The sequence below is a fragment of the Mesorhizobium sp. FG116 genome (genome assembly GCF_057809835.1).
Genome location: NZ_JBMDKS010000018.1, coordinates 57072 through 81077, shown reverse-complemented (window position 1 = coordinate 81077; position 24006 = coordinate 57072). Strand labels below are relative to the sequence as shown.

At 62.3% G+C, this 24006-nt stretch carries 22 protein-coding genes; 7 read left to right on the top strand and 15 right to left on the bottom strand.

The annotated features are described in order from the left end of the window. Positions 1 to 47: 47 nt before the first annotated feature. From ACODTY_RS15150 to ACODTY_RS15105, 10 genes are all read right to left on the bottom strand, one after another. Positions 48 to 1190, bottom strand: a complete 1143-nt coding sequence (locus ACODTY_RS15150; RefSeq protein ID WP_488995043.1) for a Gfo/Idh/MocA family protein — start codon at positions 1188 to 1190, stop codon at positions 48 to 50. After that, entirely contained in the window at positions 1191 to 1982 is a 792-nt protein-coding gene (locus tag ACODTY_RS15145; protein WP_488995042.1) for a sugar phosphate isomerase/epimerase family protein, read from the bottom strand. Positions 1983 to 2136: 154 nt separating this feature from the next. Then, a complete protein-coding gene (locus tag ACODTY_RS15140; RefSeq protein WP_488995041.1) occupies positions 2137 to 3762 on the bottom strand; it encodes a copper resistance CopC/CopD family protein in 1626 nt (541 codons plus the stop codon). A 57-nt stretch (positions 3763 to 3819) separates the two neighbouring features. Beyond that, positions 3820 to 4347, bottom strand: coding sequence for a YcnI family copper-binding membrane protein (locus ACODTY_RS15135; protein WP_488995040.1), 528 nt, complete (start codon positions 4345 to 4347; stop codon positions 3820 to 3822). 39 nt (positions 4348 to 4386) lie between these two features. Further along, entirely contained in the window at positions 4387 to 4833 is a 447-nt protein-coding gene (locus tag ACODTY_RS15130; RefSeq protein WP_488995071.1) for a copper chaperone PCu(A)C, read from the bottom strand. Between the two features lie 184 nt (positions 4834 to 5017). Beyond that, positions 5018 to 5398, bottom strand: coding sequence for a DUF2946 family protein (locus ACODTY_RS15125; protein WP_488995039.1), 381 nt, complete (start codon positions 5396 to 5398; stop codon positions 5018 to 5020). A gap of 147 nt (positions 5399 to 5545) precedes the next feature. Continuing rightward, positions 5546 to 6733, bottom strand: a complete 1188-nt coding sequence (locus tag ACODTY_RS15120) for a Gfo/Idh/MocA family protein (protein WP_488995038.1) — start codon at positions 6731 to 6733, stop codon at positions 5546 to 5548. Between the two features lie 23 nt (positions 6734 to 6756). Continuing rightward, positions 6757 to 7815, bottom strand: a complete 1059-nt coding sequence (locus tag ACODTY_RS15115; RefSeq protein ID WP_488995037.1) for a sugar phosphate isomerase/epimerase family protein — start codon at positions 7813 to 7815, stop codon at positions 6757 to 6759. A gap of 173 nt (positions 7816 to 7988) precedes the next feature. Continuing rightward, complete coding sequence (locus tag ACODTY_RS15110) at positions 7989 to 9632, bottom strand: acetate--CoA ligase (protein ID WP_488995036.1); 1644 nt, start codon at positions 9630 to 9632, stop codon at positions 7989 to 7991. Positions 9633 to 9751: 119 nt separating this feature from the next. Continuing rightward, positions 9752 to 11395 carry a GMC family oxidoreductase gene (locus tag ACODTY_RS15105; protein WP_488995035.1) on the bottom strand — a complete coding sequence of 548 codons (1644 nt, stop codon included), beginning with the start codon at positions 11393 to 11395 and terminating at the stop codon, positions 9752 to 9754. A 309-nt stretch (positions 11396 to 11704) separates the two neighbouring features. Here ACODTY_RS15105 and ACODTY_RS15100 point away from each other — a divergent pair, with 309 nt between their 5' ends. Genes ACODTY_RS15100 through ACODTY_RS15080 form a run of 5 tightly spaced genes read left to right on the top strand, consistent with a single transcriptional unit; the run spans position 11705 to position 16281 of the window. Further along, positions 11705 to 12910, top strand: coding sequence for an ABC transporter substrate-binding protein (locus ACODTY_RS15100; RefSeq protein WP_488995034.1), 1206 nt, complete (start codon positions 11705 to 11707; stop codon positions 12908 to 12910). 20 nt (positions 12911 to 12930) lie between these two features. Then, the gene (locus ACODTY_RS15095; protein WP_488995070.1) at positions 12931 to 13707 is read left to right on the top strand and encodes an ABC transporter ATP-binding protein; all 777 of its coding nucleotides are present in this window, start codon (positions 12931 to 12933) and stop codon (positions 13705 to 13707) included. Next, the gene (locus ACODTY_RS15090) at positions 13700 to 14407 is read left to right on the top strand and encodes an ABC transporter ATP-binding protein (RefSeq protein ID WP_488995033.1); all 708 of its coding nucleotides are present in this window, start codon (positions 13700 to 13702) and stop codon (positions 14405 to 14407) included. Before ACODTY_RS15095 ends, ACODTY_RS15090 begins: the two co-directional genes overlap by 8 nt. Positions 14408 to 14414: 7 nt before the next feature. Continuing rightward, positions 14415 to 15302: a branched-chain amino acid ABC transporter permease gene (locus ACODTY_RS15085; protein WP_488995032.1), complete on the top strand. Its 888-nt coding sequence runs from the start codon at positions 14415 to 14417 to the stop codon at positions 15300 to 15302. Position 15303: 1 nt separating this feature from the next. Beyond that, positions 15304 to 16281, top strand: a complete 978-nt coding sequence (locus ACODTY_RS15080) for a branched-chain amino acid ABC transporter permease (protein ID WP_488995031.1) — start codon at positions 15304 to 15306, stop codon at positions 16279 to 16281. A gap of 2 nt (positions 16282 to 16283) precedes the next feature. Here ACODTY_RS15080 and ACODTY_RS15075 read toward each other — a convergent pair whose 3' ends face one another. From ACODTY_RS15075 to ACODTY_RS15055, 5 genes are all read right to left on the bottom strand, one after another. Next, a complete protein-coding gene (locus ACODTY_RS15075) occupies positions 16284 to 17213 on the bottom strand; it encodes a PfkB family carbohydrate kinase (protein WP_488995030.1) in 930 nt (309 codons plus the stop codon). Continuing rightward, positions 17214 to 18236, bottom strand: coding sequence for an SIS domain-containing protein (locus tag ACODTY_RS15070; protein ID WP_488995029.1), 1023 nt, complete (start codon positions 18234 to 18236; stop codon positions 17214 to 17216). Then, positions 18233 to 19078, bottom strand: a complete 846-nt coding sequence (locus ACODTY_RS15065; protein WP_488995028.1) for a carbohydrate ABC transporter permease — start codon at positions 19076 to 19078, stop codon at positions 18233 to 18235. Before ACODTY_RS15065 ends, ACODTY_RS15070 begins: the two co-directional genes overlap by 4 nt. Next, on the bottom strand, positions 19078 to 19962 hold the full coding sequence (locus ACODTY_RS15060) for a carbohydrate ABC transporter permease (protein WP_488995027.1): 885 nt from the start codon (positions 19960 to 19962) through the stop codon (positions 19078 to 19080). The genes ACODTY_RS15065 and ACODTY_RS15060 overlap by 1 nt, the downstream gene beginning before the upstream one ends. A 124-nt stretch (positions 19963 to 20086) precedes the next feature. Continuing rightward, on the bottom strand, positions 20087 to 21322 hold the full coding sequence (locus tag ACODTY_RS15055; RefSeq protein ID WP_488995026.1) for an extracellular solute-binding protein: 1236 nt from the start codon (positions 21320 to 21322) through the stop codon (positions 20087 to 20089). Between the two features lie 179 nt (positions 21323 to 21501). Here ACODTY_RS15055 and ACODTY_RS15050 point away from each other — a divergent pair, with 179 nt between their 5' ends. Both ACODTY_RS15050 and ACODTY_RS15045 read left to right on the top strand, forming a co-directional pair. After that, entirely contained in the window at positions 21502 to 22713 is a 1212-nt protein-coding gene (locus ACODTY_RS15050) for an ROK family transcriptional regulator (RefSeq protein WP_488995025.1), read from the top strand. A gap of 144 nt (positions 22714 to 22857) precedes the next feature. Then, positions 22858 to 23892, top strand: a complete 1035-nt coding sequence (locus tag ACODTY_RS15045; RefSeq protein WP_488995024.1) for a BMP family protein — start codon at positions 22858 to 22860, stop codon at positions 23890 to 23892. Positions 23893 to 24006: the final 114 nt, after the last annotated feature.

Here is a 24006-nt window from a genome sequence, read left to right as displayed (position 1 = left end):
ATACCTTTGGATCTGACGCAACTTGAGCTGTCGAATTTGTAGATGGTCTAGCCGGCCTTCCGCAGCAGTGCGGACGCCTGCCTGACGCCAAGAGCGGCGGGCCGTTCGCAACTTGTCTGCATGGCGACGAACTTGCCCGTCTCACCGGATTTCAGAAGTCCCGTCATCACCTCGACCGTATGCAGCGCAAGATCGAGCGAGCAGCGGTGCGGACGGCCTTCGAGGATGGCCAGCGCCATGTCGGCAAGCCCGGCGGTACGATAGTTGGCCATCATGCCATGCGGATGCTGTTCATTGGCGACGCCGAACGGATGCGGCCATTTCGGCAGTGTCTTCACCGGCTTTTCGCCCTTGGTGTAGACCACCTCGCCGCCGAAGAAATTGGGATCCGGCACGAAGATGCTGCCGGTTTCGCCGTAAAGCTCCATCGGGGCATGACCGTGGCTCCAGACGTCCCAGCTTGAATCGAGCGAAATCACCGCGCCATTCTCGAAATGCAGGATGCCGTGCACGGTGGTTGGCGTGTTGACTGGGATCTTTTCGCCGGCGCGCGGCTTCGACGTGATCGTGCGTTGCTTGGCAGGGATCGACGTGATCGCGACCACCTGCTTCACCGGCCCGATGAGCTGGATCAGGTCGGCAATGTAGTAGGGTCCGAGATCGAGCACCGGGCCGGCCCCCGGCTGGAAGAAGAAATCCGGGTTCGGATGCCAGCTTTCCATGCCGTGGCTCATGACATGGCAGGTGCCGCTGGTGATCGCGCCGACCTTGCCGGCGTCGATGAGATGGCGGACGAACTGGTGCGACCCGCCAAAGAAGGTGTCTGGAGCGGAGCCGACGCGCAGGCCCTTCTTTTCGGCCCGCTTCTTGAGATCGAGACCATCCTTGACCGAGAGCACGAACGGCTTTTCCGAATAGACATGCTTGCCCGCATCGAGGATCTGGCGCGAGACCTCGTGGTGCACCGTCGGGATGGTCAGGTTGACGACGATGTCGATATCCTTGGCGGCGAGCAGGCCGTCGACCGTTTCGGCGCGAAGAGAGAATTCCTTGGCGCGGGCTTGGGCGGCAGCCATGTTGAGATCGGCGCAGGCGCGCATTTCGATACCGCGAAACAGCGGCGCGAACTTGAAATAGGTCGCCGAAATATTGCCGCAGCCGATAACGCCGATACCGAGAGATTTTGCCAATTACGCCTCCTGCCACGCTTGAGCAGCTTCGATCGAGCGACGCGCGAACCGCGCTATGTCGTTCGGGTTGTCCTGCTCCATGACAAAGTGCCGTGCACTGGTACGGGAGCGCACGGCGGCAAACAGCGCCGGCCAGTCAATTGTGCCATGGCCGACATCGGCCCAGCCGTCTTCGTCAAGCCCCTCGCCTGGCCTCGCCATGTCCTTGACGTGGATTGCCACGATGCGCGCGCCGTAGCGGTCGAACCAAGGCAGCGGGTCGGTGCCGCCGCGCACCACCCAGGCAACGTCCATTTCCCAGCCGATATCAGGCGCGGCAGCCAGAATGTGGTCCATCGGCACCGAGCCGTCCGGTAGTGGCTCAAACTCGAATTCGTGATTGTGCCATCCGAATTCGTAGCCATGCCGCCTGGCCGTCTCGCCGACCCTGGCCAGCCGTTCGCCGAAATGGCGCCAGCCGGCAGCATCCTTGGGCCGCTGGTCCGCCTCCAGGTAAGGGCAGATCAGAAGCTTGATGCCGAGCGTATCGGCAATGGCGCGCACGCCATCGAAATCGCCTTCAAGCGCCTCGATGCCGAAATGACCGCTCGGCATGGCGAGCCCTGCCCGGTCCATGGCGGAGCGAAATGCGGAAGGCTGGTCATAGACGCCGCCATAGCCTTCGACTTCGCGATAACCGAGACCGCCGAGCAGATCGAGCACCTTCTCCCATGGCTGGAAGTTGCGGGCGCTGTAGAGCTGGAACGACCATGAAACGGCGGACCCAGCCGAGCCCCGTTCGGCTTTTCCCATCACACTCTCCAAATTCCGCAAACGCCGAATTGATGCCCGGCAGCCTATCTTTGAGCGGAGCCGGGACTGCCGTCAACACGTCAACAGCACCGTTCACCGTAAATTTCAATCGATTAACCCATCTGGATCAATCGGATTTGAGCGGGAAATGCCCTCAAGGGCGGATATCGATCGCCCCTTCGACCTTCTTCATATCGAAGTCGGAAACGAGGATATCGATGCGGACAGTCCAGCTTCCGGCTATGGGAATGACGAGGTTGTCCACGCGCCAGGTGCCGTCGCCGGGCTTGGTTGCGGGCCGCCTCAGCGGCTCGATGCCGGAATCGGGCTTTGACAGGACAAGCGTGACTTCCTTGGCATTGAGCGGACCGAAATCGCCGTCGAACATCAGGATCGAAGCGGCGACTTCGCCGGTGTGTCCCGGCGTGATGGTCAATTCCGCCATCGCCTCCGGCGTGTGGAAATGCGCAATGGCCGGCTGGGCCGCGGCGATGGCCAGAGCACGCGGCGGCGGCGTGAAACGCCAGCCGGCGGCAACCCCGAAGATCAGCACTGCGAGCAGGATTTCCGCGCAGATCGAGCGGACAAGGCGCGCGCTGGCCGGCGCATCGCCGCTTTCCGCTGGTACGGTCAGCCGCCAGCGGTTGAACGCGGCAAGTGCAAACAGAATTGAAAGCAACGCCAGCTTGGCGACAAGGAGCCGCCCATAGGCCGTGTCGATGAGCGCCGATAGCTTCTCGACCTGGATGACTGCCAGCACGACGCCTGCACCAACCAGCAGCGCGAACACCGGCAAGACCGAGCGCGAGAAGCGCCGCAGGAAAGCACCGGACATAGGAGCCCTGCGCCACAGTGCGAGGCCGAGCGGCACCAGCACACCGGCCCAGAAGGCGATGGTGACGCCATGCAGGAACACCATCGGCCGCGTCAGCCACTGCGGTTCTGCGGCACTGGCATGGCCGCTTGCGGCAAGCGCGACGCCCGCTCCGGCAAGGGCAAGAAGCGTCAACGGCTTGCCGACACGCGGCAAGACCAATCCAAGCAAGGCCACCACCAAAGCCGCCAGCGCGACCAGCACGGTGGAGCCGTAACTGGTGGCAAAGCCGGTTTCCCACACCGCCGGCAGAGTGATGGCGTGCAGCCGCGCGCCCAGCGCATCAAGGCCCTGCAGGCCGAGCGAAGCGGGCGCCGCCAACAGCCCGGCAAGCAAGGCCGTGCCGACAAAACGCTGCCCATCGCGCCCGCCCTTGGCCAGCCATGCGATGGCAAAGGCTCCGCCGATGCCGAGGAACAATCCGATGTAGAGCGCCACCTTTGCGCCCCATAACAGTGAGCGCACCAGCCAATCCACCGGCTCCGCAGTCTGCGGGGCAGTGCTGGGGGCACCGACGGAAAACAGCAGCGAACCGGCAACAGGGTGGCCGTCCTCGGAGACGACCCGCCAGCTCAGGACATGCGTGCCCTGGCCAAGTGGCTGCGGGTTGGCGACCACCACCGTCTGGCCTTCGAGGCGCGATGAGGTCAGCGGCAGCGACGTTCCATCCGGACGCACCAGCGTCAGCACCAAGGGCGACACCGGTTCGCTGAAGGTAAGCGAGAATGACGATGGGCTGTTCGCGATGACCGTGTTGTCTGCCGGTTCAGCATTGATGAGCGCGGCATGCGCCGCCGCCGGGTTGGGCGCGATAAAAACTGCAAACAGCAGCAGCGACGCCAGCAACCAGGAAAGGACCTGGATGGGCGACATTGAAAGGGCGCTTGGCCGCTGCTGTCTGATCATGATGTGCTGACCGATAAAGGTGTGGCGCGCCGTGTGAAACAGCGCGCCACGCTTCGATTACTTCTTGGGCAGGAGCTTGATGCCGGGAGCCGGGAATTCAAGCGAATCCGCATCCGCGCCGGCCTTCGGGATTTCGATCCAGCGCTCGGCCTTGTCGCCGCATTCCTGCACGACCGGGAACGACAGTGTTTCGCCGACCGGCAGGCCGGCGGTCAGGAAGCCGCGCAGTACGAACTCGTCGTAGAATTCGTCGGGCAACTCGCCGCCGCTCCACACGACTTCCTGCACACCCTCGGAAACCTGATCGCCGTAATACTCGTAGGACTGGGCGTATTTGCCCTTCACGGTTTCAAGTTTCCAGCCGGCCTTGGGCATCGGCTTCACCGAAATGAAGCCCTCGGGCACTTTGACCCTGACCGCTGTCGTGGCAGCACCTTCGCAGCCATGCGGGACGCGCAGCACTGCCTTGTAGGTCGAGCCGACGGCGGCTTCCTGGGTTTCAAGCGTGATGTGGGCGGATGCGGTCGCGCAACCGAACAGGGTGAGTGCGCCGAACGAGACGAGACGAATGACAAGATTGGACATGGTAGCCCCCTATGGGAATGATTTGAGTTCTGGAAAAAATCAGTGTTCGCCGGTCGAGCCGATGGCTTCGACCGAGAACTTGACGTCGATGCTGCCGGCCTTCTCGAAGGTCAGCGTGGCGGAGAAGCTGTCGCCCTGTTTCGGCTGCTGCTTCAGGCCCATGAACATCAGGTGATAGGCACCGGGAGAAAGCTCGACCTTTCCGCCGGCCGGGATTTCAACGCCGCCTTCGACACGGCGCATGGTCATGACACCATCCTTGACCGCCATTTCGTGGACTTCGGCCTTGTCCGAGATTTCGGACACGATGCTGACAAGCCTGTCCGGCGTGTTGCCGTTGTTGGTGATGACGAGATAGCCGCCGGCAACCTTGGCGCCGGAAGGCGTGGCCCGCGACCACGGATGTTCGATTTCAAGATCGCCGACCTTGAACTCATGCGCCGCAGCCATGTGCGAACCGGCAAAGAGCATGGCCAAAGCCAGCATGACGATGCCGAGAACGGCGGTTGAGGTAAGATGGCCTGGGCCTGGTTGCGCGGTACGCGCAATGGCAAGGGATCTGGACATGGGATTGCTCCACGACTGGTGTCGCGCCCGTTTGAAGGGCTACGACAATTCGATCATTTGGATGGATGGGCTGGCGGGAAGTTCCAGCCTGCGCCAATTCAACTCAGGCCAGAGCCGGAGGTGCGCGCGGATTCGACGGCGAGCGAGGCCGTTCGAAGGCGAGATGATCGGGCGCGGACGGCGAGAAAACCACCGTCTCGTAGCTAAGCGGGGCGAAGAGCGATGAGGTTGCGGGCGGTCCCGCAAGAACAGAAGCGGCAAGGTTGCAGCCGAGGACGCAACAGGAGGGCGTGTGCTTCTGCTGCGGGCTATCGGGCAGTTCCCCGATGGCGCCATGCGTACAGATGACATTGCCGAAAGCGTCAAGCTGGGCCGTTTGCGGACCCGCTGCAAGCGCGAGGGTTCCAAGCACGGACTGCATGACGAGGAACCAGGCAGCGGCGAGCGCTACCGGAAAACTCCATCGTCTGTTGCGACCGTACACGTTCAGTCCCGCCCTCTTTCGGACAACACCTATCATGGGAACGATCACCGGCAAGCCGACAAATTGCCGCCGCCGTCGTTCACTTGGCGGTGATATCCTCCATGTGCCGCCGCAACGTTGTGCTGGCACACATTGGGCGGCGAAAAATCAGAGCTTTGTCCAGGCGCCGTTGCGTTTCGAGGATTTTACGCAGGCCTCGATGAACGCCATGCCCTCGACGCCATCCTGCACGGTTGGAAAGATGACGTCCTTTGGCGGCTTGCCGCCCTTCGTTCGCGCAGCGCGAATGGCGCTCGCGGCTTCACGGTAGATGTTGGCGAAGCCTTCCAGATAGCCTTCCGGATGACCGCCGGGCACACGCGTCAGGCGCGACGCGGATTGAAGCGCACCGGCCCCGCCACGCGTAAGCAGCCGCTTCGGTTCGCCAAACGGCGTGTACCAGAGGTAGTTCGGATCGGCCTGCACCCATTCGATGCCGCCCTTCGAGCCGTAGACCCTGAGCTTCAGTCCGTTCTCGTGACCCGGCGCGACCTGGCTTGCCCACAGCATGCCCTTGGCGGGCACAGCCTTGCCCACGGCCTTGAAACGCAACAGGACCTGCAGATTGTCGTCCAGCTGCCGCCCCGGCACGAAGGCATCGAGATCAGCGGCAAGGCTGTCCAGTTCAAGCCCGCTGACGAAACGGGCAAGGTTGTAGGCATGGGTGCCGATGTCGCCGGTCGCCCCACCCGCGCCCGCCTGTTTTGGATCGGAGCGCCATGCCGCCTGCTTGTTTCCGCTAGCCGACAGGTCATCGGTCAGCCAGTCCTGCGGATATTCGACCTGGACGATGCGGATATCGCCAAGCTGGCCCTTGCCGACCATTTCGCGCGCCTGCCGCACCATCGGATAGGCAGTGTAGTTGTGTGTGAGCACGAACACCTTGCCGGTCTTTTCGACCAGCGCCGCCAGCTTCTTCGCCTCGGCAAGGGTCGCGGTCAGCGGCTTGTCGCAAATGACGTGGATACCGGCTTCAAGAAATGCCTTGGCGGCAGGAAAATGCACATTGTTCGGCGTGACGATGGCGACGGCCTCGATGCCGTCGGGTCGCTTGGCCTCGGCCTTGGCCATCTCGGCAAAGGAGGCATAGCTGCGTTCGGGCTCGAGACCAAGTTCGGCAGCGGAAGCCCTGGCGCGCTCCGGGTTCGAGGACAGCGCGCCGGCGACCAGCACGAACTCGTTGTCGAGGCGGGCAGCGATGCGATGCACCCCGCCGATGAAAGCGCCCTGCCCGCCGCCGACCATGCCAAGCCGGATCGGCTTATAGACCGGTTCAACCTTTTTGCCGCTGACCATCGCCGCTCTCCGGAGTTGCAGGTTTACTCGATACCCATCATCTTGCGCAGCGCAGCGCGGTCCGTGCTGCCGCCGGCAAAATCGTCGAAGGCCTTCTCGGTGACGCGGATGATGTGGCTTTCGATGAAGGGAGCGCCTTCTGCCGCGCCAACCTCGGGATGCTTGAGGCAGCACTCCCATTCCAGAACGGCCCAACTGTCATAGTCGTACTGCGCGAGCCTGGAAAAGATGCCGGAGAAATCGACCTGTCCGTCGCCGAGCGAACGAAAACGGCCGGCGCGGTTCAACCAGCCCTGATAGCCCGAGTAGACGCCTTGGCGGCCGGTCGGATTGAACTCGGCGTCCTTGACGTGGAACGCCTTGATGCGCTCGTGATAGATGTCGATGAAAGCCAGATAGTCCATCTGCTGCAACAGGAAGTGCGACGGATCGTAATTGATGGCGCAGCGTGGATGGCCGCCGACGGCATCCAGAAACATCTCGAAGGTTGCGCCGTCGAACACGTCCTCGCCCGGATGGATCTCGAAGCCGACATCGACGCCGTTGTCCTCATAGACATCGAGAATCGGCTTCCAGCGTTTGCCGAGTTCGGCAAAGGCTTCCTCGATGAGACCCGCCGGCCGCTGCGGCCACGGATAGAGATAGGGAAAGGCCAACGCGCCGGTGAAGCTCACCGAGGCTTTCAGGCCGAGATTGCGCGAGGCTTTGGCTCCGAATTTCATCTGCTCGACGGCCCAGGCCTGCCGCGCCTTGGGGTTGTTGTGGACGCTCGCCGGCGCAAAGGCGTCGAACTGCGCATCATAGGCAGGATGGACGGCGACGAGCTGGCCGATCAGATGGGTGGAAAGCTCGGTGATCGCGACGCCCGCCTCGGCGCAGATGCCTTTCACCTCGTCGCAATAGGCCTTCGAGGTGGCTGCCTTTTCGAGATCGAAGAAGCGCGCATCCCATGACGGAATTTGCACGCCCTTGTAGCCGAGACCCGCAGCCCACTTGGTAATCGATGCCAGCGAATTGAAGGGAGCGGCGTCGCCGGCAAATTGCGCCAGGAAGATCGCAGGTCCCTTGATTGTCGTCGGCATGGCATTCTCCTTCGCGCCGGCTTGGCAACGGCATATAACGCCGAACACGACGCTGCTTCAAAGCCGATCTGGGAATTTCAATCGGTTCATAACAGGCTTTTAGTGTCTGCCAAGGGCGGATTTCCCCGCAACGGCCTACATGTCGACGATCCTGTCGACGTGTAAGCTTGTGCCTACTTGTCTTTGGCCGCCTTGCGCAGGTCAACCCGCCGGATCTTGCCCGAAATGGTCTTGGGCAAGGCTTCGACGAATTCGATCTCGCGCGGGTATTTGTAGGGCGCGGTCAGGTTGCGGCAGAAATCCTGGATATCGCGCGCCAGTTCGTCGGAGGGCTCGAAGCCATTGGCGAGCATGATGTAGGCCTTGACGATCTCGCCGCGCGTGGCGTCGGGCTTGCCGACGACGGCGCTCTCGGCAACTGCCTTGTGCTCGATCAGCGCGCTTTCAACCTCGAACGGGCTGATGCGATAGCCTGCCGACGATATCAGGTCGTCCGAGCGCCCGACGAACCACAAATAGCCGTCCTTGTCGCGCCGGGCCGTATCGCCGGTGTAGTACCAGCCATTGCGGAACGCTGCGGTGTCGAGCGCACCCTTGTCCTTGTAGTAGCCGCGGAAAAGCCCGTTGGGAAACGGTTCCGTGATCTTGACCGCGATATGGCCGACCTCGCCTTCCGGCTGGCGGTTGCCATCGTCGTCCACCACATCGACGTCGAAGCCCGGCACCGGTTTGCCCATCGAACCGTGGCGCACTTCCTCACCCGGGAAATTGGCGACGATGTTGATCGTTTCGGTCTGGCCGTAGCCGTCCGCGATCAGCGTTCCCGTCGCTTCCTTCCATACCCGCATGACCTCGGGATTGAGCGGTTCGCCGGCGCTGAGCGAGCGGCGTATGCTGGAAAGATCGTATTGCTTGAGGTCCTGCTGCGCGAATAGGCGGAACACTGTGGGCGGCGCGCAGAAGGTCGTGACCTTGAGCTTGCCGATCAGGCGCAAATGGAGATCGGCGTTGAAGGCCGTCTCGCCATTGTAAAGCACCGTCGGCGTGCCGAGCAGCAATTGCGGAAACAGGATGCCCCATGCCGCCTTGGCCCAGCCGGTGTCGGTAAGCGACCAATGCGTATCCTCACGCCGCAGGTCCATCCAGAACAGGCCGGTCGCCGCATGGGCGAGGCCCGAACCATAGTCGCGCGGCACCATCTTCGGCATCGAGGTCGTGCCGGAGGTGAAGTAGGCCATCATCATGTCGGTGCTGCGGGTTTTCGGAAACGCAGCGCGATCGATCAGCGGCGAGGCGTCCGCCAGCAAGGCATCGAGCGACAGCCAGCCCTCGCGGGCGCCGTCAACCACGATGAAGGTGGTAAGCGAAGGGCATTCTGCGCGGATCGTATCGACCTTGGCGCAATGTTCAGAGGTGACGACGACGGCGCGCGCGCCGGAATGATTGACCCGGTAGGCGATGTCGTGCGCGGTGAGCAGGTTGGTGCCCGGCATCGAGACGACGCCTGCCTTCATGCAGCCGAACAGCACCGTGTACCAGGCGGGCACCCGCCCGACGACGACGCAGGCAAAATCCCCCGCTTCGATCCCAATGGTGCGCAACGCATTTGCAAAGCGGTTCGAGCTTTCGCTGAAGAAGGAAAAAGGGAGACGCTCTACCGTCTCGCCGTCACGCGAAACCGCGATGATGGCGGTGTGGTCGTCGCGCGTGGCCCAATCGTCTATGACGTCGAAAGCGAAGTTGAAATGCTCCGGCATGGCAAGGGAGTAGTTCGCGCGTGCCTTGCTGTAGTCGCGCTCGACCGACGAAAAATCCATTCTGATCCTCCCGACCGAATTGGCGCCCCATCTGCGAGAACCGCAGCAAGCTATCGAAATATACTGCACTGCACCATACGGCGCATCGCCATGTCATGGCAAATGGTTGAACCACACGCTCAAGCAGCGCCCAGAATCATGTCGGACGCCTTTTCGGCGATCATGACGGTGGGCGCATGCGTGTTGCCGGAAACGATGGTGGGCATGATGGAAGCATCGACCACGCGCAGACGCTCCATGCCATGCACCCTCAGTTGAGGATCGACCACCGACTGCGCATCGGTGCCCATCTTGGCCGTGCCCACCGGGTGGAAGATTGTGGTGGCAATGTCTCCGGCGGCGCGCGCAAGTTCTTCCGTCGTGCTGAGATGCGTTCCCGGCTTGAATTCCTCCGGCCTGAATTCGCTCATGCGCTTCGTGGCCATCAGCCGCCTTGCATGCATCACCGATTGCGCCGCGATCTCGCGGTCGGCATCGGTGGAAAGGTAATTCGGTGCGATGGATGGCGCAGCGTTTGCCTCGGCGGAGCGGATGCGCACATGGCCGCGCGATTGAGGGCGCAGATTGCAGACCGACACTGTGATGGCAGGGAACGTGTGCAGAGGATCGCCGAATTTCTCCAGTGACAGGGGCTGCACGTGGAACTCGATGTTGGGCGTGTCGAAGCGCTCGTCGGAGCGCATGAAAATGCCGTATTGGCTGGGCGCCATCGACATCGGCCCGGAGCGTTTCAATGCATATTCAAGCGCAATGCCTGCCTTGCCCCACAAGCTTGCCTGACGCTCGTTGAGGGTGCGCGCGCCCGTTATGCGAAAAGCCGTGCGGATCTGCAGATGATCCTGCAGGTTCTCGCCGACGCCCGAAAGCTCATGCACGACATCGATGCCGTTCGCCTTCAGCAAGGCGGCGGGGCCGACGCCGGAAAGTTGCAAGAGTTGCGGCGAATTGATCGCACCGGCTGACAACAGAAGTTCGCGCCCGACCCGCGCCCTGGCGAGGCGACCATCGGCACCGCGATAGAGGATCGCGCTGGCGCGGCGACCGTCAAAGACGATGCGTTCGGCAGCCGCGTGCGTCGCAACGCGCAGGTTCGGGCGGTTTCGCACGGGCTTGAGAAAAGCGCGGGACGCGCTGAAGCGCACGCCGTTCTTCTGGTTCACCTCGAAATAGCCGGCGCCTTCGTTGTTTCCGGTGTTGAAGTCGTCCGTCGAGGGAATGCCGAGTTCGGCCGCTGCTTCGGTGACCGCATCGAGGATAGGCCAGCTCAAGCGCTGCCGCTCGACCCGGAGCGGTCCGCCCTGCCCGTGGCTGGCATCGCTGCGGCTGTAGTGATCTTCGGAACGGCGAAACAGCGGCAGCACGTCATCCCAGCCCCAGCCGGGATTGCCCAGTTGACGCCATTGATCGTAGTCGCGCGCCTGGCCGCGCATGTAGATCATGCCGTTGATGGAGGAGCAGCCGCCGAGAACCTTGCCGCGCGGATAGAGCAGCGAGCGGCCATTGAGGCCTTTTTCCTCGTCGGTGTTGTAGCACCAGTCCGTGCGCGGATTGCCGATGCAGAAAAGATAACCGACGGGAATGTGAACCCAGTGATAGTTGTCGCTGCCGCCGGCTTCCAGCAAAAGCACGCGGTTGCGGGGGTCGGCGCTCAATCGGTTGGCAAGCACGCAGCCGGCCGAGCCGGCACCCACGATGATGTAGTCCCACTCGCCCTGGTCCACGGCATCAACATCGCCATGGCCGCTATTCTTGTCACTGCGCATGCGAAACTCATGGGCGAGAACGGCGTTTCCCGCAATCAGACTTAGGTCGTGAACTCATTTATCGCGGAGGCCACTGTGGCCGAGGTAACGCACGGTGTTAGACAAAAGTCACCGTTCTCAGACGCACGATGCGAATGCTAGCATCGCAATGCACGCATATCGACACGGTCGCCACTACGCGGGTTCCGCCAACGGAATACCTATAACAACCAAGGTTCTTCCGTGACGACGCCACGACTGGACGGCTATTTTTGACATATCGGCAAGCTTCGGCGATCGCCCGCGGTTTGCCCACAGGGAGGTAGTTAAGTGAAAATTTTGTCTCTGGTATCGGCAGCGCTGCTGGCTGCCACGGTGATCCCGGCTTCGGCTGCCGAGATTTCCGACGGCAAAGTCAAGATCGGCATTCTCAACGACCAGTCCGGCGTCTATGCCGACTTCGGCGGCAAATGGTCGTTCGAAGCCGCGAAGATGGCGGTCGAGGACTTCGGCGGCACGGTGCAGGGCGCACCGGTCGAGGTGATCACCGCCGATCACCAGAACAAGGCCGACATCGCCTCCAACATCGCGCGCCAGTGGTATGACACTGAGCAGGTCGACTCGATCATGGAGTTGACGACCTCGTCGGTCGCACTTGCCGTTCAGGGCATCTCCGCCGAAAAGAAGAAGATCGACATGGTGACCGGTGCGGCAACCGCCGACCTGACCGGCAAGGCGTGCTCACCCTACGGCTTCCACTGGGCCTACGACACGCATGCGCTCGCAGTCGGCACCGGCGGCGCGCTGGTCAAGCAAGGCGGCGACACCTGGTTCTTCCTGACCGCCGACTACGCATTCGGCTATTCGCTCGAGGAACAGACGTCCAACTTCGTCAAGTCGCAGGGCGGCAAGGTGCTTGGCGCAGTTCGCCATCCTCTGGCGACCACCGACTACTCGTCCTTCCTGCTGCAGGCCCAGTCGTCGGGCGCCAAGGTCGTCGGCCTCGCCAATGCAGGCCTCGACACCGCCAACGCCATCAAGCAGGCAGCCGAATTCGGCATCGTTGCCGGCGGCCAGCGTATGGCAGCTTTGCTGTTCACCCTGTCCGAAGTGCACGGCCTCGGCCTCGAAGCGGCCCAGGGCCTGACCCTGACCGAAGGCTTCTATTGGGATCGCGACGATGAATCGCGCAAGTTCAGCCAGCGCTTCTTCGACAAGACCGGCCGCATGCCCAACATGATCCAGGCTGGCACTTATTCGGCCGTCCTGCAGTATCTGAAGGCGATCGACAAGGCAGGCACCGACGAGACGGAAGCCGTCGCCAAGGAACTGCACTCCATGCCGGTCGAAGACGTATTCGCTCGCGGCGGCAAGGTCGGCGCCAACGGCCGCATGATCTATGACATGTACCTGATGGAAGTGAAGAAGCCTTCCGAAAGCACCAAGCCTTGGGACTATTACAAGGTGGTGGCGACGGTTCCGGGCGACGAAGCCTACATCAAGCCGGCCGAGAGCGGCTGCCCGCTGGTCAAGTGATCGCAAAGGCCGGCACGACAGTGGCGTCAGTTGCCAACCAAGAGCAGCCGCGGGTGGTGCTTTCCGCCCGCGGCCTGCGCCGTGATTTTGCCGGCTTCATTGCCGTCAACAACGTGGATCTCGACATCCATCACGGCAAGATCCACGCCTTGATCGGCCCCAACGGGGCCGGCAAGACCACAGTATTCAACCTGCTTACCAAGTTCCTGCAGCCAAGCGCCGGCAGGATCGAACTTCTGGGGACCGACATCACCAACACCTCGCCCGCCAAGGTGGCGCGGATGGGACTGGTGCGCTCGTTCCAGATCTCGGCAATCTTTCCCTTTCTCAGCGTTCTCGACAATGTGCGCGTCGCGCTGCAGCGCCCGAACGGCCTCGGCATCCAATTCTGGCGTTCGCTATCGGCGCTAGACAGCTTGACGCCACGCGCCGAGGAGTTGCTCCGCTCGGTTGGGCTGGATGACGCCAGAAACAAACTGGCCGGCGATCTCTCCTATGGCCGCAAGCGCGTTCTGGAAATCGCCACGACGCTGGCCCTCGACCCCAAGGTGCTTTTGCTCGACGAACCGATGGCCGGCATGGGCCACGAGGACGTCGGCATGGTTTCCAACATCATCCGCTCCGTTGCCGGCGACCGCGCTGTTTTGATGGTCGAACACAACCTGACCGTGGTCGCTGATCTGTGCGACTGGATAACGGTGCTGCAACGCGGCGAAATCCTTGCAGCCGGCGACTATGCGACCGTCAGCCAGGACGAGCGCGTGAAGGTTGCCTATATGGGGACGGAACATGACTGACGCCCCCCTGCTTTCCGTGCGCGGCCTCAACGCCTGGTACGGCGAAAGCCACGCGCTTCATGGCGTGGACCTCGAAGTCTTTCAGGGCGAGACGGTGACGCTGCTCGGCCGCAACGGCGTCGGCAAGACGACGACGCTGCGCTCCATCATGGGCCTTATCCGCAAGCGGACCGGAGAAATCTCCTTCGACGGCAAGGACCTGATGCGCATGCCGCTGCATCACACCGCGCGGGCCGGTCTGGGCTATGTGCCCGAGGAGCGGGGCATCTTCGCCACGCTGACGGTGGACGAGAACCTCATCCTGCCGCCCGTGGTCGCCAAGGGCGGCATGAGTGTGGAGGAAATCTTCGACCTGTTTCCAAACCTGAAGGAACGCCGCAACAGCCAGGGCACCAAGCTCTCCGGCGGCGAGCAGCAGATGCTGGCGATTGCGCGTATGCTGCGCACCGGGGTAAAGATGCTGTTGCTCGACGAACCGACCGAGGGCTTGGCCCCGGTCATCGTGCAGCGCATTGGCGAATTGCTGGCGACGCTGAAGCAGCGCGGCATGACCATCCTGCTGGTCGAACAGAATTTCCGCTTTGCCAGCCGCATCGCCGACCGCTTCTACCTGATGGAGCACGGCAAGGTCATGGCCGGCTTCCCGGTTGGCGAACTGCCAGACCGGATGGAGCAACTTCACGAAGTGCTGGGCGTGTGAGGCCGACATGACAATGATCTTTGGCATCCCCCTGCAAGCGTTTCTCGGCCAGTTGCTGGTCGGCCTCATCAACGGTTCGTTCTATGCGATGCTCAGCCTCGGGCTCGCCATCATTTTCGGCCTGCTGCGCGTCATCAACTTTGCCCATGGCGCCCAGTACATGCTGGGCGCTTTTGTCGGCTATCTGCTGTTGACCCATATGGGCATAGGCTACTGGCCGGCACTGCTCATCGTGCCGATCATTGTCGGCATCACCGGCATCGTCATCGAGCGGCTGGCGCTATCGAAGCTTTACGACATCGACCCGCTCTACGGCCTCCTGTTCACCTTCGGCCTCGCCTTGGTGATCGAAGGCATTTTCCGTTATTATTTCGGCGTGTCGGGCAACCCGTATTCGGTGCCGGACCTGCTTGCCGGCGGCACGAACCTCGGCTTCATGTTCCTGCCCAACTATCGCGGCTGGGTCGTGGTAGCATCGCTCGCCGTGTGCCTTGGCACATGGTTCGCCATCGAAAAGACCAAGCTTGGCGCCTATCTGCGCGCCGCGACGGAAAACCCGCGCCTCGTGCAGGCCTTCGGCGTCAATGTGCCCCTTTTGCTGACGCTGACATATGGGCTCGGTTCCGCGCTAGCGGGCCTCGCCGGCATACTGGCGGCCCCTGTCTATCAGGTCAGCCCGCTGATGGGATCGAACCTGATCATCGTGGTGTTTGCCGTCGTCGTCGTCGGTGGCATGGGTTCCATCATGGGAGCCATCGTCACCGGCTATATGCTGGGCCTTGCAGAAGGTTTGACCAAGGTCTTCTACCCGGAAGCCTCCAACATCGTGATTTTCGTCATCATGGCCATCGTGCTTCTCGTGCGCCCCGCCGGCTTGTTTGGAAAGGACGCCTGACATGGCCGAAATGACGCTCAGCGACGCCCGCACCAAGGCATCTGCAAGGCTGGAATGGGTGCTGATTGCCATCGGCATCGTGGCGCTGCTCGCCGCGCCCTTCTTCATCTATCCGATCTTCATGATGAAGATGCTGTGCTTTGCGCTGTTTGCCTGCGCCTTCAACCTTCTGCTCGGCTACACCGGCCTTTTGTCGTTCGGCCATGCCGCCTTCTTCGGCGGCGCCGCATATTTCACCGCGCATGCGGTCAAGGTCTGGGGCCTGCCTCCGGAAATCGGCATATTGATCGGCGTCATCGGTGCGGCCGTCCTCGGTCTCATCATGGGTTTCTTCGCCATCCGTCGCCAGGGCATCTACTTCGCCATGATCACGCTGGCGCTTGCCCAGATGTTCTTCTTCTTCTGCGTGCAGGCAGGCTTCACCGGCGGCGAGGACGGCATACAGGGCGTGCCGCGCGGCCTGCTTTTCGGACTTGTCGACCTGCATAAGGAATTCAACATCTACTATTTCGTGCTGGTCGTTTTCCTGCTTGGCGTGTTCGCCATCTGGCGCATCGTCAACTCACCCTTCGGCATGATTCTGCGCTCCATTCGCGAGAACGAGAACCGGGCCATATCGCTTGGCTATTCGGTCGCGAACTACAAGCTGGCCGCCTTCGTCATGTCGGCGGCGCTGTCGGGGCTTGCCGGCTCGCTCAAGGCAATCATCTTCCAGTTCGCAACGCTGACCGATGTTGCCTGGCAGATGTCGGGCGAAGTGATCCTGATGACGCTTTTGGGCGGTATCGGCACCATGGTCGGCCCGATCATCGGCGCGGGGCTGGTCGTCGGCTTGCAGAACTCGCTTGCCACGTCCGATTTCCCAGTGACGATCGCCACCGGCCTGATCTTCATGGTGTGCGTGCTGATCTTCCGGCGCGGCATCGTCGGCGAGCTTTACGCCCGCGTGCTCAATCCCTCCGGGCCGAACAAGGGCTAGGGTCAGGCGCTGCGGGCCGCCGCGGGAGGCATTTCGCCATAGGAGCGTGGCGACGTGGAAATCGCCTGCGAGGCGACCCGCGTACCGTCCGAAAGGCTGGCGGCAAGCGACTTGCCGCGGGCAAGCGCTGCAAGAAATGCGGCGTTGAAAACATCGCCTGCGCCGATGGTGTCAACGACATCGACCTTCGGAGCGGCGGCGGAAATCAGCTTGCCATCGGGACCCATCGCCTGCGCACCGTCAGGGCCACGCTTGACCACCACGGTCGCGCCATCAGCCATCACGGCACGGATCGCGCGTGCGGCTTCCACAGTATCGCCAACGCCTGCAAGCGTCGTCGTCTCGATCTCGTTGAACAGGGCAATGCGCGAACGCGACAGCCAGCGGCGGGCCAGCATTTTGTTTGCGTCCGTCCAGCCATCGGTCGGCCAACCGGTATCGAGAGCCACCGAAATATCGTGGCGGTCGGCCCAGTCGAAAAGAGCGTCGTAGTCCTTGGCCAGCAAGGGAGTCAGGAACGAGCCGCACACCAGCAGAAAGCCGCCGGCAAGCCGCTGCCCGTCAAGCACAGAGAAGGCATCGGCAAGGCTGAAACGCGGCAGATGGCCGAGCGTGGTGAAAAAGGTCCGCTCGCCGTCGGGATGCGTGATGCCGACTGAAACCGTCGTGCTTTCACGGCAGACGGGCCACTTGTCGGCATAGCTGCCGAAGGCTGCCCGCAGCCAGATGCCGAACTGGTCGGAGCCGATGTTGGAGGCGATGTCGAAATCGACGCCGAGCGCCTGCCACGCAAGGGCGGCATTGCCCGCCGCACCGCCGACGCGCAATTCGTCATGCTCCACGATGAATTCGGTTCCGGACTGCGGCCAAGGCGCAACCGGCCCCATGATGAGGTCGACATTGACGTTGCCGATCACTGCCAAGGGCCGCATTCATTCGCTCCGTGTAATCTTGGTTGAACGCACGGGCGTACCGGCGTTCTCGACGCGCTCATCGGCGAAGGCAATCATCAAGCGCTGCGCAACCGGCAGCATGGCGAAGATCGCAGCCATTCCCGATGCAGGTGAAAAGCGCAGGCTTACAGCACCATCCACCGGTCCAGACGATGAGGAATCGAACATGACGACCGGCGCGCCGGCCTCGATCACGGACGACGCCATGGCGGTCACAAGACCTGCGGTGGCATCGTCACCGCGAAACAGGATAACGCCGATCCCGGGCCCGAGCATTTCCATCGGCCCGTGGCGCAACTGGCCGCCCTCCAGCGAAAAGCAGGGGCGGCGCGACAGTTCGACCAGCCCGAGCGCCAGCGCTTCGGCGACGCCTTGCAGGCGTCGGCCGGATGTGACGACGGTGGCAACATTGCGAAGAGCGGCAAGCGCCGGCTCGATGTCGGCTTCAGATGGTGCTTCCAAAGCGGCAAGCGCCGACGCCGGATCCTGGCCGAGTGCGGCCAGAACGGCGAGGTGCAGGGCAAAGGTTACGGTCAGGCTGCGCGTGGCCGCAAAGGCAAGTTCGGTTCCACCCGCGCCAACCAGACAGGTAGCGGTGCGGGCAAGGAACGAGCCGCCTTCAAGGGTCAGCCCAAACGTGTCCTCGGTTCCGCCGGTTTCGGAAAACCACCTGACGACCTCGGCGCTTTCGCCCGACTGGGAACTGATCAGCACCGTCCTGCCGGTCAGTGGCAGCGGCTGGCCGAGTTGTTCCGACAATGGCAGCGCAACGGCATCGATGCCGAGGTCGCGGTAGAGCGGCTCGACTGCGCGATTGACCGCATGCGAGCCACCCATGCCGAGCAGAAGCGCGCGGCCCGTTTTCTTCAACGAAGCGGCGACCTTGGCGGCGGCCTCGGTGGCTTGCCCAAAGGACGCAAGCGCATCGCTGCGCTGGCGCGCCATCTCGCGATCGATGGCGACGAGCCCTGCCGGCCGCGCTTTTGTTGTCACTGCCGTCATCCTTTGACGCCTCCACTGGTCAGGCCGGAAATGAGGGCGCGCTGCATGACGAGCCCGATGAAGACCGGCGGCAGCGCAGCCAGAACGCCTGCGGTTGCGATCAAGCCGTAGTCGGCGATGCGGCCACCGGCGAGATCGGCGATGGTGACCGTCAGGGTCTTGGCGCGCTGGTCGGACGTGAAAAGCAGCGCATAGAAGAACTCGTCCCAGGCAAGCAGGAAGGCAAACAGGGCCGAGGTCGCGACGACAGGCATGGCGAGCGGCAGCGTGATGCGGCGCAGCGTCTGGAACAGATTGGCGCCGTCCATCATCGCCGCCGCCTCGATCTCGCGCGGGATGGTGTCGAAGCCGGATTTCATCAGCCATGTCGTGAACGGCGCCAGGATGGTGAGGTAGACCAGCGCCAGCCCGAACACGTTGTTGAGCATGCCAAGATGGGCGAGACCCATATAGAGCGGCACCGCCAGCGCCACCGGCGGCAGCATGTAGGTGGCGATGACCATGGACAACGACCAGCCGACCGATGGCGTGCGCGACACCGCCCAGCCGGCCGGAATGGCTACGGCGAGGGCGGCGAGCGTCGCCATGCCGGCGACCTCGATGCTGTTGCGCAAAGCCGCGGTGAAGGCAGCGCCGGCGCTGTTTTCGACCGTCGAGAGCAACAGCTTGTAGCGCGAGAAATCAGCCTCTTGCGGCCACCAGTGCAACGGCTTGGCAGAAAGATCGGTTGCAGGCGAAATGCTCATGACGAAGAGCCAGGCGACGGGGGCAAGGATCACCACCGCAAGCAGCAAGGCACAGGCATGGACGAAGATGGTGAAGGCAAGGCTCTTCGGTCCCATCAGCGTGCGCTCCCCGCAGTCTTGCGCACAAGGACGGCATAGCTGGCGGCCAGAACGGTAACGAGCAGCGTCACGATAAGGGCAAGCGAGGCACCAGAACCGGCCCGCTGGAACGAGAAAGCTTCCTGATAGACGAGGATCGACAAGGTGCGCGTGCTGTTGGCGGGGCCGCCGCGCGTCATCACCCAGATGATGTCGAACACCTTGAAGGCCTCGATGGTGCGCAGCACCAGCGCCACCATCAGCGGTCCGACGATGAAGGGCAGCGTGACGAAACGAAAGCGCGCGAAGGGTCCGGCACCATCGACCAGCGCGGCGGCCCTGATGTCGCGCGGCACGGCCTGAAGGGCTGCCAAGGCGATCAGCGTGACCAGCGGAAAATTCTTCCACGTATCGGCGATGATGAGCGCCGTCATAGCCGTCGCGGGTTCACCCAGCCACGAGCGGTAGCTGTCGATGATGCCAATCTGCGTCAGCGCGGCGTTCAGCGCGCCGTATTCCGGATTGTAGATCAGCCGCCACAGCGTCGCGTTGACCACCGTGGGCAGGGCCCAAGGCAGGATCATCAATGCGCGCAGAATGAAACGGCCGTGGAATTCCTGATTGAGCAACAGGGCAGTCAGCACGCCGATGACCATTTCGACTGCAACCGAAACGATGGCGAACCATGCGGTCGTGTAAAGCGTGCGCTGGAAATTGGAGCTCGACAGCATCTTCGCATAGTTGTCGAAACCGACGAATGTCCCGCTCGTCCCGACCAGCTTGGCGTTGGTGAACGAAAGGCCGATCGTATCCACCAGTGGCCAGCCGATCACGGCGATCATGACCGCAAGGAGCGGCAGCATCAGCAGCCACGCACGTGTTGTCATGAAGGGGCCGGACATGAATGCTTGGTTCCCGGAATAAAAAGCCCGCCTCAAACCGCGCTGCCGTGCGCGGTCCGGATCGGGTGTCGATTTGTGAAAAGGTTCCGTGACGGCGACAGCGTCACGGAACCCCGAGGCGATGCTAGAGGCCGCTGTTTTCCGCTGCGGTCTTCAAGGCATCTTCAGGCGAAGCCTGGCCGAGCAAGGCTTCCTGGATGGCCTGCTGCAACGCCGTCGACAGTTCCTGATACTTCGGCGTGGTCGGGCGCGGATACATGGCGGCGAGACCCACCTTGGCCGCAGCGATCAATTCTTCCTGGCCCTTGGTCACAGCCGGATCGTCATAGGACGATGCCCAGATCGGCAGGCTGAGCTTGGCATACTCATTCTGCGTCGCCTGCGAGGTCATGAAGGCAACGTATTTCCACGCCTCGTCGGGGCTCTTGCTGGTGCTGGTGATGCCAAGCCCCATCGAGCCATTCATGGCCGAAATGTCGCTCTTTCCGGCGACGCCCGGCGCGGGCACGATGCCGACCTTGCCGGCGACCTTGCTTTCCTTCGGATCGTTGGCGAGGTTGTACATATAGGTCCAGTTAAGCGCGAAGGCGGCTTCGCCGTTCTGGAATACCTTGCGCACGTCCTCTTCGAGGAATTCCTTCGAGTTCGGGTTGGTGAGACCCGACTTGTAGCTCGCGACCATGTAGTTCAGGGCGTCGAGACCGCCGCCTGTCTGGAAGTCCGGCTTGCCGTCCTTCAGGAACTCGCCGCGATAGGCGCTGACCAGCGTAGTGTAGTCGCAGATCGCGGCTTCCGCCTGTGCCCAGCTCCAGGCGATTGGCGTTTCAAGTAGGCCCTTGTCCTTGATCGTCTTGGCCTGTTCAGACAATTCGTCCCACGTCTTCGGCGGCGCGGTGATGCCCGCCTTCTCGAGGATTTCCTTGTTGTAGAACAGGTACTTGGTGTCGAGGATCCAGGGAATGCCATATGACTTGCCGTCATACTGGACCGTGGTCCATGCCCCCGGCAAAACGCCCTTCTTCATCTCGTCGGTGATGCGCGAGGAGACATCGACCAGCACGTTGTTGGTGGCATATTCGGCCGGCCAGATAACATCGAACAAAACGACGTCGTAGCCGCCGGACCCCTGCGCAAGAACGGTCTTGTCGTGCAGGCCCTCATAGGGAACGAATTCAAGATTGACCTTGATGTCCGGGTTGGCCTTGGTGAAAGCCTCCGTCATGGCGCGCACGTCGGCCTCACTGTAGGCGGCCTGCGCCATAAACAGCGCATTGAGCGAGGTTTCCGCGAAAGCGTGCGGCATCATCAGGCCACCGGCGAAGGCAACACCCAGCAGCATCTTGCTTGTTGTTTTCAGCATTCCTGTTCCTCCCAGATTGGTAAGTGCAACTGCCGGATTGACCGACCCACCGGCCCCGGCGATACGACTGCGGTATTCCGCCCTCCCTGGCGGCGTTGTTATCTCATCCGCTATTAAGTCAAACCACTTGACTTAATTTGTTCTGCAATCCTTTACTGGTGTCAAGGGGAAATTCGGAGGTGGCTGAAATTCGCGAAATCCGGGCGAAAGGCGGCAGCAACCAGGAAGGCACGAGCGCGCACAACCGCCGGGTCATGATCGAGGCTTTGCGGCTGAACGGAGCGCTTTCGCGCGCCGACCTTGCCCGGGCGACGGGGCTTACCAAGCAGGCCGTTTCGAACATCATCGAGGAGCTTGAAGCGGACGGCTTCGTCGCCGCGCAGGAAGCGGTGCGCAAGGGCCGTGGGCAGCCTTCTACGCCCTATACGCTCGTTCCTGAACGCGCCTTCGCCATCGGACTGCAGATCGACCGCTATCTAACCCGCGCGCTCGTCGTCGATCTCGTCGGGAATGTGCTTGTGCGCGAACAGGCACCGCTGCCGCCAAGCCCGGCTGAGGGCGTTGCGGTCATTCTGGGCCTGATCGCCTCAGTGCGTCGCCAACTGTCCAAAGTTTCCGCAAAATCGGAGCAACGGCTTGTCGGCCTCGGCGTCGCCATGCCGGGACCGTTCGGCCTCGATACAAACGGCGACGATACGTGGTCGATGGATGCCTGGCAGGCCTATCCCCTGCTGGAAACGCTGGCCAGCGGAACCGGTCTCGATGTCGGGCTGCAGAACGATGCGGCGGCCTGCGCGACGGCGGAGCGGCTTGTCGGCGCGGCCAATGGCGTCGACCATGCCGTCTGCATCTATGTCGGCTATGGCATCGGCGCCGGGCTGATCCTGAACGGCGACCTCTACCGGGGCGCCAATGGCAATGCCGGTGAAATCGGCATCGCGCTGCTTTCGCCGCGAGGCGCGGACCGGATGCCGTTCGAGCACCAGGCTTCGCTGGCTCCGCTTTACAAGCAGGTCGGTCTCGATCCGGCCGATCCCGAGCTTCACGAAAAGATACTGGCAATGTCTGCCGGCAAAGACCAGCGGCTTGAAGCCTGGCTCGAGGCTGCGGCGGCCGATCTGCGCTGGAGCATCCACCTCGTCGAAACCATCTTCGACCCCGACACGGTGATCATCAGCAGTTCCGCGCCGGAGCCCCTGACCAACCGCCTGTTCGAGGCGATGCAGCCCTTGATCCCGTCGATTTCCGACCGGCCGAACCGGACGCAGCCCCGGCTGAAGCTTGGCATCATTGACCCGTGGTCGATCGCGCTTGGAGCAGCCGCCGAACCGATCAGCGGTGAATTCGATCCGCGCTTTTCGGCGATGCTGAAACCCCGATCCGAGGGTTGAGGGTTGCCTGAAAGGCGTCCGGTTGGAACTCCCAGGAATATTACCTCGCGAGAATTGCGCAGACCCGGAAATCTGGATAGCTTTGACCAAAAGATAAAAAATCCAAGCCGAACCATAAATTGGATCCAGCCAGGGGAACTAGCCATGACGCGCACTATCCTTTCTCAGTTTTCGCCATCTCGCCGCACCGTGCTCAAGGGCATGGGCGCAGGCGCCACGCTTGCCATGACCGGTGGCTTGGCCACCCGCGCATTCGCCGCCGACCCGATCAAGGTCGCCGCCGTCTATACGGTGCCGGTGGAGCAGCAGTGGGTGAGCCGCATCCACAAGGCGGCGAATGCTGCCAAGGAACGCGGCGACATCGAATATGTCTTTACCGAAAACACCGCCAACACCGACTATGAGCGCGTGATGCGCGAATATTGCGAGGCAGGCCACAAGCTGATCCTCGGCGAAGTGTTCGGCGTGGAAGACGCGGCCCGCGCCGTGGCGAAGGACTATCCCGACGTCGCGTTCCTGATGGGATCGAGCTTCAAGCCGGATGCAGCGGCAGCGCCGAACTTCTCGACCTTCGACAATTTCATCCAGGACGCTTCTTACCTTTCCGGGTTGATTGCCGGCGCAATGACCAAGTCGAAGAATATCGGCATGGTCGGCGGCTATCCGATCCCCGAAGTGAACCGCCTGATGAACGCGTTCATGGCCGGGGTGAAGGAAACGGCACCGGACACCAAGTTCCAGGTGGCCTTCATCGGGTCGTGGTTCGATCCGCCCAAGGCCAAGGAAACCGCTTTTGCGCAGATCGATGCCGGCGCGGACCTGCTCTACGCAGAGCGCTTCGGCGTTTCGGATGCCGCCAAGGAACGCAAGGTTCTGGCTGTAGGCAACGTCATCGACACCCAGGGCGACTATCCCGAAACAGTGGTTGCCTCGGCACTTTGGCACTTCGAGCCGACGCTCGACCACGCCATCGAGCAGGTCAAGGCCGGCACGTTCAAGGCTGAAGACTACGGCGTCTATTCCTTCATGAAGAGCGGCGGCTGCTCGCTCGCGCCGCTGGGTGCCTTTGAAGGCAAGGTTCCAGCCGATGTGGTGAGCAAGGTTGCCGAGAAGGAAAAGGCGATCAAGGACGGCAGCTTCACCGTCGAGATCAACGACGCCGAGCCAAAATCCAGTTGATGCTGCTTGAAGGGCGTCTTCCAAAGGCGCCCTTCACCTCCTCGTCAAAGCGCAGTGGGCAAAATCGACGCGCTCAAGCGTTCCAGGCGCTTGGGCCGCGATGCCAGGGATATA

Bases quoted from the DNA above. Each gene is read 5' to 3' on its own strand.
- ACODTY_RS15060 (WP_488995027.1), bottom strand. From the start codon at position 19,962: ATGTCCGGCCCCTTCATGACAACACGTGCGTGGCTGCTGATGCTGCCG.
- ACODTY_RS15045 (WP_488995024.1), top strand. From the start codon at position 22,858: ATGACGCGCACTATCCTTTCTCAGTTTTCGCCATCTCGCCGCACCGTG.
- ACODTY_RS15065 (WP_488995028.1), bottom strand. From the start codon at position 19,078: ATGGGACCGAAGAGCCTTGCCTTCACCATCTTCGTCCATGCCTGTGCC.
- ACODTY_RS15145 (WP_488995042.1), bottom strand. From the start codon at position 1,982: ATGGGAAAAGCCGAACGGGGCTCGGCTGGGTCCGCCGTTTCATGGTCG.
- ACODTY_RS15115 (WP_488995037.1), bottom strand. From the start codon at position 7,815: ATGCCGACGACAATCAAGGGACCTGCGATCTTCCTGGCGCAATTTGCC.
- ACODTY_RS15075 (WP_488995030.1), bottom strand. From the start codon at position 17,213: ATGCGGCCCTTGGCAGTGATCGGCAACGTCAATGTCGACCTCATCATG.
- ACODTY_RS15135 (WP_488995040.1), bottom strand. From the start codon at position 4,347: ATGTCCAATCTTGTCATTCGTCTCGTCTCGTTCGGCGCACTCACCCTG.
- ACODTY_RS15070 (WP_488995029.1), bottom strand. From the start codon at position 18,236: ATGACGGCAGTGACAACAAAAGCGCGGCCGGCAGGGCTCGTCGCCATC.
- ACODTY_RS15090 (WP_488995033.1), top strand. From the start codon at position 13,700: ATGACTGACGCCCCCCTGCTTTCCGTGCGCGGCCTCAACGCCTGGTAC.
- ACODTY_RS15120 (WP_488995038.1), bottom strand. From the start codon at position 6,733: ATGGTCAGCGGCAAAAAGGTTGAACCGGTCTATAAGCCGATCCGGCTT.
- ACODTY_RS15140 (WP_488995041.1), bottom strand. From the start codon at position 3,762: ATGATCAGACAGCAGCGGCCAAGCGCCCTTTCAATGTCGCCCATCCAG.
- ACODTY_RS15105 (WP_488995035.1), bottom strand. From the start codon at position 11,395: ATGCGCAGTGACAAGAATAGCGGCCATGGCGATGTTGATGCCGTGGAC.
- ACODTY_RS15085 (WP_488995032.1), top strand. From the start codon at position 14,415: ATGACAATGATCTTTGGCATCCCCCTGCAAGCGTTTCTCGGCCAGTTG.
- ACODTY_RS15080 (WP_488995031.1), top strand. From the start codon at position 15,304: ATGGCCGAAATGACGCTCAGCGACGCCCGCACCAAGGCATCTGCAAGG.
- ACODTY_RS15055 (WP_488995026.1), bottom strand. From the start codon at position 21,322: ATGCTGAAAACAACAAGCAAGATGCTGCTGGGTGTTGCCTTCGCCGGT.
- ACODTY_RS15130 (WP_488995071.1), bottom strand. From the start codon at position 4,833: ATGCTGGCTTTGGCCATGCTCTTTGCCGGTTCGCACATGGCTGCGGCG.
- ACODTY_RS15110 (WP_488995036.1), bottom strand. From the start codon at position 9,632: ATGGATTTTTCGTCGGTCGAGCGCGACTACAGCAAGGCACGCGCGAAC.